Source organism: Shimia sagamensis (assembly GCF_900182745.1).
Classification (GTDB): Bacteria; Pseudomonadota; Alphaproteobacteria; order Rhodobacterales; family Rhodobacteraceae; genus Shimia; species Shimia sagamensis.
Genome location: NZ_FXTY01000018.1, coordinates 1 through 7765 on the forward strand (window position 1 = coordinate 1; position 7765 = coordinate 7765).

5 protein-coding genes and 1 tRNA gene are annotated in these 7765 nt (G+C 56.0%); 2 read left to right on the forward strand and 4 right to left on the reverse strand.

All coding sequences use genetic code 11. From position 1 onward, the window contains the following. Positions 1 to 355 precede the first annotated feature (355 nt). Positions 356 to 2221, forward strand: coding sequence for a DUF3604 domain-containing protein (locus tag QOL67_RS21650; RefSeq protein ID WP_283428080.1), 1866 nt, complete (start codon positions 356 to 358; stop codon positions 2219 to 2221). A gap of 260 nt (positions 2222 to 2481) precedes the next feature. Here QOL67_RS21650 and QOL67_RS21655 read toward each other — a convergent pair whose 3' ends face one another. From QOL67_RS21655 to QOL67_RS21665, 3 genes are all read right to left on the reverse strand, one after another. Continuing rightward, positions 2482 to 3603: a calcium:cation antiporter gene (locus QOL67_RS21655; RefSeq protein WP_283428081.1), complete on the reverse strand. Its 1122-nt coding sequence runs from the start codon at positions 3601 to 3603 to the stop codon at positions 2482 to 2484. 15 nt (positions 3604 to 3618) lie between these two features. Further along, a complete protein-coding gene (locus QOL67_RS21660) occupies positions 3619 to 4881 on the reverse strand; it encodes an MFS transporter (RefSeq protein WP_283428082.1) in 1263 nt (420 codons plus the stop codon). A gap of 69 nt (positions 4882 to 4950) precedes the next feature. Next, positions 4951 to 6024: an alpha/beta hydrolase gene (locus QOL67_RS21665; protein WP_283428083.1), complete on the reverse strand. Its 1074-nt coding sequence runs from the start codon at positions 6022 to 6024 to the stop codon at positions 4951 to 4953. A 198-nt stretch (positions 6025 to 6222) separates the two neighbouring features. On the opposite strand from QOL67_RS21665, the gene QOL67_RS21670 reads away from it, so the two are divergent. Beyond that, positions 6223 to 7272: a helix-turn-helix domain-containing protein gene (locus QOL67_RS21670; protein ID WP_283428084.1), complete on the forward strand. Its 1050-nt coding sequence runs from the start codon at positions 6223 to 6225 to the stop codon at positions 7270 to 7272. A gap of 398 nt (positions 7273 to 7670) precedes the next feature. Here the strand turns inward: QOL67_RS21670 and QOL67_RS21675 are convergent. After that, a tRNA-Met gene (locus QOL67_RS21675) sits at positions 7671 to 7747 on the reverse strand. Positions 7748 to 7765 lie beyond the last annotated feature (18 nt).

The window sequence follows — 7765 nt, forward strand, 5'->3', positions numbered from 1 at the left end:
TTGCTTAGGTCCCAACACCGTCAATCCCCCTGCATTCACAAGCAAATTGAATCAGTGAAGGACCCTCAAATCAAGAAGAGTTTTTCAACACAATAGGCCCTAAGCGGACATTCAAGAACGCGTTGACGAATGGCGGCTCTGTGACCGTAGAAACCACCAGATTGCAACGGCAAAACCGACGATTTTGGGCCGAGATTTGACCATTGAACTTCAGTCGCCAGCAATGTGTCGGTCTACCTCGCATCTCCACCGTATCTTTCTACCGAATTCCTTTGTACCGTTTGTTCCGTGAAAACGAGTTGGAAGCGCCCCAAAGATGAAATCAATACTGACTGGCACTAGTTTGAGCGCGATAATGGCTGGCGCTGGATTTGCACAATCATACGTGGGCGACTTGGCAATCAATCCAGAGGATGTCCGACTCGGCCAACAGCATTTTTCGCCTTTTGTTGATCAGGCGTTTCCGAACAAAGTATTCTGGGGCGATACTCACCTCCATACGTCATATTCAACTGATGCAGGCATGCTCGGAAATACGCTGGGACCGGACGAGGCCTTTCGGTTTGCTCGGGGCGAAAAAGTCCGAGGCTCGCTGGGTGAGTATGCCCAACTGGTACGCCCTCTGGATTTCCTTGTTGTGGCCGATCATGCCGAGAACCTTGGCCTCGCGCCCATGATCTCGGAAGCAAACCCTCAGCTTCTGGCCAATCCGTGGGGCCGGGAGGTGTATCAACTAACGAAAGACGGAAATCCTTTGGCGGCCTATGTTCAGTGGGGAGAGTCGATGATGGCCAACGTCGACCCGCTTGATGACGGAGACCTGACCCGGACATTTTACAACCGGATTGTCGAAGCCGCCGAGCACCACAACCTCCCAGGTGTTTTTACCGCTATACACGGCTTCGAATGGACCTCCTCGCGGGATGCCAACAACCTGCATCGGGTGGTGATGTTCCGCGACAACGCTGACAAGGTTGCCGACATTATTCCATTCTCAAACTACGACAGTTCCGATCCCGAAGACCTCTGGGACTGGATGGAAGCCTATGAGGCGCGCACGGGAGGCCGTGTCATGGCAATGCCGCACAATGGCAACCTGTCGAACGGGCTGATGTTCAACGACGTTCGAGAGAATGGGGAGCCGATTGACGTAGAATACGCGGAGCGCCGCATGCGGTGGGAGCCGTTATATGAGGTCACCCAGATCAAGGGCGATGGGGAAACCCACCCGATGTTGTCGCCCAATGACGAATTCTCGGACTATTACACGTGGGATCGCGGTAATTTTGGAACGGAGCTAAAAACACCGGAGATGCTGCCGCGGGAATATGCGCGTACGACTTTGGCACGCGGCCTCAAGTTTGAACAAGAAATCGGCGTCAATCCTTTCAAATTTGGTATGATCGGATCAACTGACAGTCACACGTCACTCGCCACCGCGCGCGAGGACAACTATTTTGGAAAGGCCGCTTTGGGAGAGCCAGGCGGCGGTCAAGAGCGCTACGACGAATACCTTGTACAGCCTGACTTTATGGGCGAGGCCATCACCGTGCGCCACTATGAGACGCTGGCCGCTGGTCTGGCCGCTGCATGGGCAAGGGAAAACACGCGAGAGGCAATCTGGGATGCGTTTAAGCGCAAGGAAGTCTACGCGACAACCGGGCCACGCATGACCGTTCGGGTTTTCGCCGGTTGGGACTTCGAGGCCGACGAGGTCCACCGCCCTGATTTTGCAACCGAAGGCTATGCCAGAGGCGTGCCGATGGGCGCCGATCTCTTTGCCGGACCCGAAGGCGGCGCCCCGACATTGATGATCCGCGCGCTCCGGGATCCAGATGGCGCCAACCTCGACCGCATACAGGTCATAAAAGGGTGGGTCGATGCCGCCGGAGACCCACAGAACAAGGTCTTCAACGTTGTGTGGGCCGGTGAAAGGGAAACCGACGCCGAGGGCAATTTGCCCGTGATCGGTAACACTGTGGATGGCGCGGAATATACGAACACAATTGGCACTGCGGCCCTCGGCGGTCACTGGGTCGACCCCCAGTTTGATCCGGCACAAAGAGCTTACTACTACGTGCGCGTTCTGGAAATTCCGACGCCCTCATGGTTGGCCTATGACGAAGCCCACTTTGGCAGTCTCGACCTGCCTGAGGATGCGGTCATGGAACAGCAGGAGCGCGCGTATACGTCGCCTATTTGGTATTCGCCGAAAGACTGACATGATCTCGGTCCGGCCAGTGGAGGCAATGGCAGGTCAGGAAAAAAATCGCGCGGTTTTCACTTTGCGCTTCCGAGGGATACAACGCTCCGGAAATCAGAGGGGGCGCTGCATTTCGATGATATGGTTCGCCCTCAGTGTCGGGTCGTTTGTAAAATTGACTGTGATCCTCCGGTTTTGGGCGCTTTGAAGAAAGTGGCTTTAGAAACCACTTTCGACAGCTTTTTTTCCCGTTTGTCTGACGAGGTCTGAATGTGGCCTCAACCGTCGAAAATCAGGAACACATAGGTCATAAACGCAGCCAGATGCACAACGCCTTGAAGCGCGTTTGTGCGAGTGCCGACAAAGGTCAGAATGCTGATCCCCAGCGTCATCGCCAGAAGAACAATTTCAGCACCACCAAGCCCCAGTTCGATTGGAAGACCGACAAAATGCGCGGCAATCAGAACGGCCGGAACCGTCAGGCCAATTGTGGCCAAGGCCGAGCCAAGGCAGATGTTGACGGCCCGTTGAAGCTTGTTGGCGCGCGCGGCGTCCAAGGCTGCGAGCGCTTCGGGTGTCAAGATCATGGCTGCGACCAGGAAACCGCCAAGCGCAACGGGTGCGCCGAGCTCCAGCAGTTTGAAGTCGACAAACAGCGCCAGCTTTTTGGACATCAAAACCAGCGGCAGCATGGCCAGCAGCAACCACAGCACATGAAACGCAATGCTCTTTGTCTCAAGGTGGTGCACATCGGATCCCGCGATCGTTGGCACTTCATCCGCGGGCTGGCGGAAAATCTCGGGTTTGCCAGCGGTCTGGTACACCAAAAAGATACCATACAGCACAACCGACATGCCGATCATGAACACGGTCTGCAGCGCGGATAGACCGCCACCGGGCGCTGACGTGGTAAAGCTTGGCATCACAAGGCTCACGATGGCGACGGGCAGCAAGACCACCAGATAGGCATTGGCACCGGAGAGGTTGAACACCTGCAAACCGTGGCGCAATCCGCCGATCAGCAGGCTCAGGCCAACCAGGCCATTCATCACGATCATCAGAACCGAGAACATCGTGTCTCGCGCCAAAGTAGGATTGTTGTCGCCTGTCAGCATGACGGCGGTGATAAGCGCCACCTCGATACCAATCACGGACAACGTCAGGATCAGCGTACCATAAGGTTCGCCGAAAATGACGGCCAGACATTCGGCATGATGCACGACACGAAACACGGCCGCCAGCATCACGGCAAAGATGCCACCCAGCAACAGCCAGGAAATTGCAGTGCCCACAGCGGTGGGTTTGATCAGATCACCAGCGAAGGTCAATGCGACAAACACCAGCCAGATGAGCAGGGTGGCTTTCTCAGCGCGCAGTAACGGTGTGAGCGTAAACATCATAATCTGCCTCCTATCTTAGCGTTTTTGAGTGGGTGCGGATTTGAGGCTGGTGGTCTCCGCAGCCTTAAAGTTAGTTTGCTCAGCTTTGGCTGCTGGTGCGACGGTTTTTATCCGAACCGCTGTCAAAACCGCAAATGCTGCCATCACAATCATGAGCATCCAGCCCATGGCCATGTCGCCAAACACTGCCGACACTGCACTTGTTAGAAGGGGTCCAATGATGCCGCCAATGGTGAAAACAAACAGCATGGTCACCGCGCTCGAGGCGACATAAACCGGCACGGTTCGGTCCATCGCGTGAGCGAGCAGCAGCGAGTAGAGCGTCAGCATTGATCCACCCAATAGGATCAGCCCAACAAAAACCAGACGATAAACGGGCGTTCCGACAATGACGGCGTGGCGCACGCCGTCTCCTGTGGAAAGCAGGGCAAATGTGAGAAGGGCGAAGGATGCAATAACGGAGGCGACGAGAATGACCCGTCGGCGGTCCATGCGGTCAGACATCAATCCAAGTGGATATAGGAACAGAATACGGCCCACGTAGATCGCCCCCATTGCGATAGCCACATCAACGGCATCCACCCCGATGACGGCTGCCCGATAGGGGACAACATTCATGAAAACGGTGGAGACAATCCCGACGGCAATCGCCCCAAAGGCAGCGGTCGGCGCATCTGCAAACAGGGCCTTGACCCGCACATTGGCGCGTTCTTTACCTTCGGGAGGGGTGCTTGGGGTGGCGGCAATCACAACAATTGCGAGACAATACAGCAGTGAAACCAAAACAAACGACTGGTTAAGATCGTCGGGCGTGATGATCACGATAACCTGGCTCAGCACCGACATCAGCCCGAGAATGATGGCAAACACAGCAAGTAAGCGGCCTCGCGAAGATCCATCCACGGTTTCACTGATCCAAGCGTCGCCAATGGCAAACAGCCCCGCTGTGGCAATGCCGGTCAGAAACCGCACAAAAAGCAAAGTTGGCTCATTGTCGGTCACGGAAAACAATAGCGCAGAAGCCGTACAGATTGCTGCCGCTGCCGAAAACGCGCGGATATGGCCGATGCTTGTGATCCAACCGGCAATAAAGAAACAACCAATCAGAAAGCCAAGCGAATAGGCTGCAGGCGCCAGTGCGGCAATTTCCTGAGAGGCCCCAGTTCCTGCAAAATATAGGGCAACAATGGTGCCAGATGCCGCTGTTACCAGCTGAATGGCCGCCACTGCAAGAAATAGAAATTTGAGCGTGCTGACTTGAGCTCTGAAACTGGACATTTTCGCACCTACGTTTGGCATGTTTTGCTCCCCCAACGCCATGCAATTCGTAGCCTTGGGGGGACTGTTTTAGTTCAGATGAAGATCAAAAAAGGCGTTGAGCTCGCGCCAAGCGTCTTTTGTTTCTGGCGCATCGATGAGGTAACCCGCGATATAGTCTCCGTGGGACTGGCCGTCATAGACGTGCAGATCAGCGGTCACACCTGCGTCGCGCAATACACGGTGCATCCGCACGGTGTCGCTCAGCAGAAGGTCACGGGTGCCGGTCAACAGTATCGATGGCGGCAGACCGTCAAGGTCGCCATAAACGGGCGACAGCCGGGGATCGGCAGCGTCCGTGTCACCTGCGTAGAGCGCGAAGGTGCCTTCGATCGCCCCGTCATGCCCGCCCAGCGGATCAAGCCCTTTCAGAGTTAACCAACTGTCGGAAACTTCTGCAAGGTCGGTTGCTGGCGTTCCAGCCATGATAGCGCCCGGCAGCGGCAGGCCAGCATCGCGCAGTTGAAGAAGCGTGGAAAGTGTTAGGTTGCCGCCCGCCGAGGTGCCAAACATGGCTACCTTTGCTGGGTCATATTGCTGAATGACGTTGTTCCATACCGCGATCACATCGTCAGTTGCAGCAGGGAACGGGTGCAAAGGCGGGCGGCGGTAATCTACGGAGATCACTTCGACGCCAAGCCCATGTGCCATCCAGACCGCTTCGTTCAAGGCAGCCTTTCCTCCATTAAATACAAATGCCCCGCCATGAACGTGCACAAAAACAGTGTCGGCCCACCGCGGTTTAACTTCTGCCGGAGTGACGCGGTAAATGGTGACGCCAGCAATCTCCTCGGTGCTGTAAGTTGCGCCTGACTTGGCCAGCATCATCTCGGCAGCTTGTGCATTCGCCGCGTCCAGTTGTGCCTGAACCGCAAGCCACTCTTCTACCGTTTCCGCAGCCGGCATGGTTTCGGATACCACCCGCGACTCAATCAGCGCCTGCATCTGTGGGGATATGCCGATTGGCACGGGCACGGTGCGTGCCGCCATCGGCAATCCCTCAGCCGCCAAATCTGCGGCCGATTGCGTGGCAAAGGCTGGCACCGAGATCGCAGCGATCAGAGCGGTGGTAAGGGCAATCTTCAAAACGGAGCTGTGTTTCATTTTGGTCTCCAACGTCCAGTGTTTCGGTTGTCTATCCTAGTTGATAATGAAATGGGTCCGCTTTCTTGCGTCTGCGACCGCGCAAAGTGATCATTTGACGACAAACTTCGGACGCAAGGCCGTCTGCGCCGCCTTTATTGGCGCATTCTCAGCGACGACATCAAACCCCACGCCGGTGCTGGGCAAAGGGTTCTCAAAGTGTCCGATCAGAGACATAGTGAGGTTATGCGCGAGCTTATGCAAAACTCTCGGGGGCTTCTCCCTACTCTGGACGCCTTGGACAGCTTCGCGTCCCCGCGGATCGTGGAGCGCGCGCTCAAGGATGTTGGGCTGACACGCACGACGATTGAAGGTCCGCCGGTTCCCGTGTCCATGCGCTACCACACGGGGCTCCTTGAGAAGGTTTCCGATAAAATCGGCGAACGTCACCTCGGCGCAGTTATGGCGAAAGACTTTGCGTTTTCTTCGCTGACCGTGCCCGACCCTTTCTCAAGCTACGCACTTGGCGCGTCCCGCTTGGACTTCGCACTTCAACGGGCGGCGCGATCACTCCCCTTTCTGCAACGGGGAACGCAGATTTACACCCGAAAAGACGGAGCCTGTCTGGTATATAGCTTCGGTGCGACGTTTGACGGCAGCATTGGCGCGCAATTGCTTGAGCAGGAAATACCCTCAATTCTAATAGCGCTTGTGCGGCCCTTCCTAGGCCCGAATTGGAAGCCCGACTGGGTGGAGCTTCCCGAGACCCACAGGCTTCATAAACTGTCGCTGATGCGGTTGATTGGCACGGAGGTCCGCACAGACGCAGCGTTTCCGGGGATCGCGATCCCGTTGAGTCTGCTCCGAACGCCGACACGGCTTGACGCAGAGGAACGACTTCAAATGACGGCTAGGGGCGTCGCGCGGTTGAGGGTCAATCGGCTGCCTCGCACCCAGGTCGACATCGTTCGCCAAGCACTGCGTGTGCAACTCAACCAAGGCAGCGCGTCCGTGGACGCCGTCGCCGCCACGCTTGGTATTGGTGTGCGCACACTGCAGCGCCAGCTTCAGGCTGAGAACCTTACATTCAAGGACATTGCACAAGCAGAACAAGTCAGCCGTGCGCGGGTCCTCGTGAGTGAAAGCGACCTTAACATCTCGCAAGTGGCCTTCTATTTGGGTTTCTCTGAGGTAAACAGCTTCAGGCGTGCTTTCCGTTCCTGGTTCGGAAAAACACCCACGCAGTATCGGGCACAAACCGAAATCTGAGATTTTGTAATGCAGGTTTCGAGACCTGGCTACTTTTGCGAATTTTTGTGGCTTCGGTTCTTTGAAACGCTAACGGAAGAAACCTGCCGTTGCTTCTGCGCGTCGTGCAATTCGGAAGCGGACCTTGGAAACCTCTGCAGCGAAGGTCAGCTTTCCGCCGTTCCTGCTTCAGGCGCCCTCCATGCTGCGCTGCGCACCAATGTTGTAGAAGGGCTGGGAGCTGTCGTTGGGTGTGTTTTGCACGAACGTCATGCATTGGGCGGCCGCTTGCAGTCGTTGCGCTTCCGCCACAGTGATTTTTTCGCTCTGCTTGTTTCCACAGTGCTTCTACGGGGTCTACGCCAACGCGAAGAGCTCCCCGAGGGTGTCGCTAGTATATTGATGTAATGTTGTAATTTTGGTTGCGGGAGTAGGATTTGAACCTACGACCTTCAGGTTATGAGCCTGACGAGCTACCGGGCTGCTCCATCCCGCGACGCTTTATGTTGGCCTA

What these genes read in the sequence shown, in the direction of transcription:
- QOL67_RS21660 (WP_283428082.1), bottom strand. Translation starts at nt 4,881, where the DNA reads ATGTCCAGTTTCAGAGCTCAAGTCAGCACGCTCAAATTTCTATTTCTT.
- QOL67_RS21650 (WP_283428080.1), top strand. Translation starts at nt 356, where the DNA reads ATGGCTGGCGCTGGATTTGCACAATCATACGTGGGCGACTTGGCAATC.
- QOL67_RS21655 (WP_283428081.1), bottom strand. Translation starts at nt 3,603, where the DNA reads ATGATGTTTACGCTCACACCGTTACTGCGCGCTGAGAAAGCCACCCTG.
- QOL67_RS21665 (WP_283428083.1), bottom strand. Translation starts at nt 6,024, where the DNA reads ATGAAACACAGCTCCGTTTTGAAGATTGCCCTTACCACCGCTCTGATC.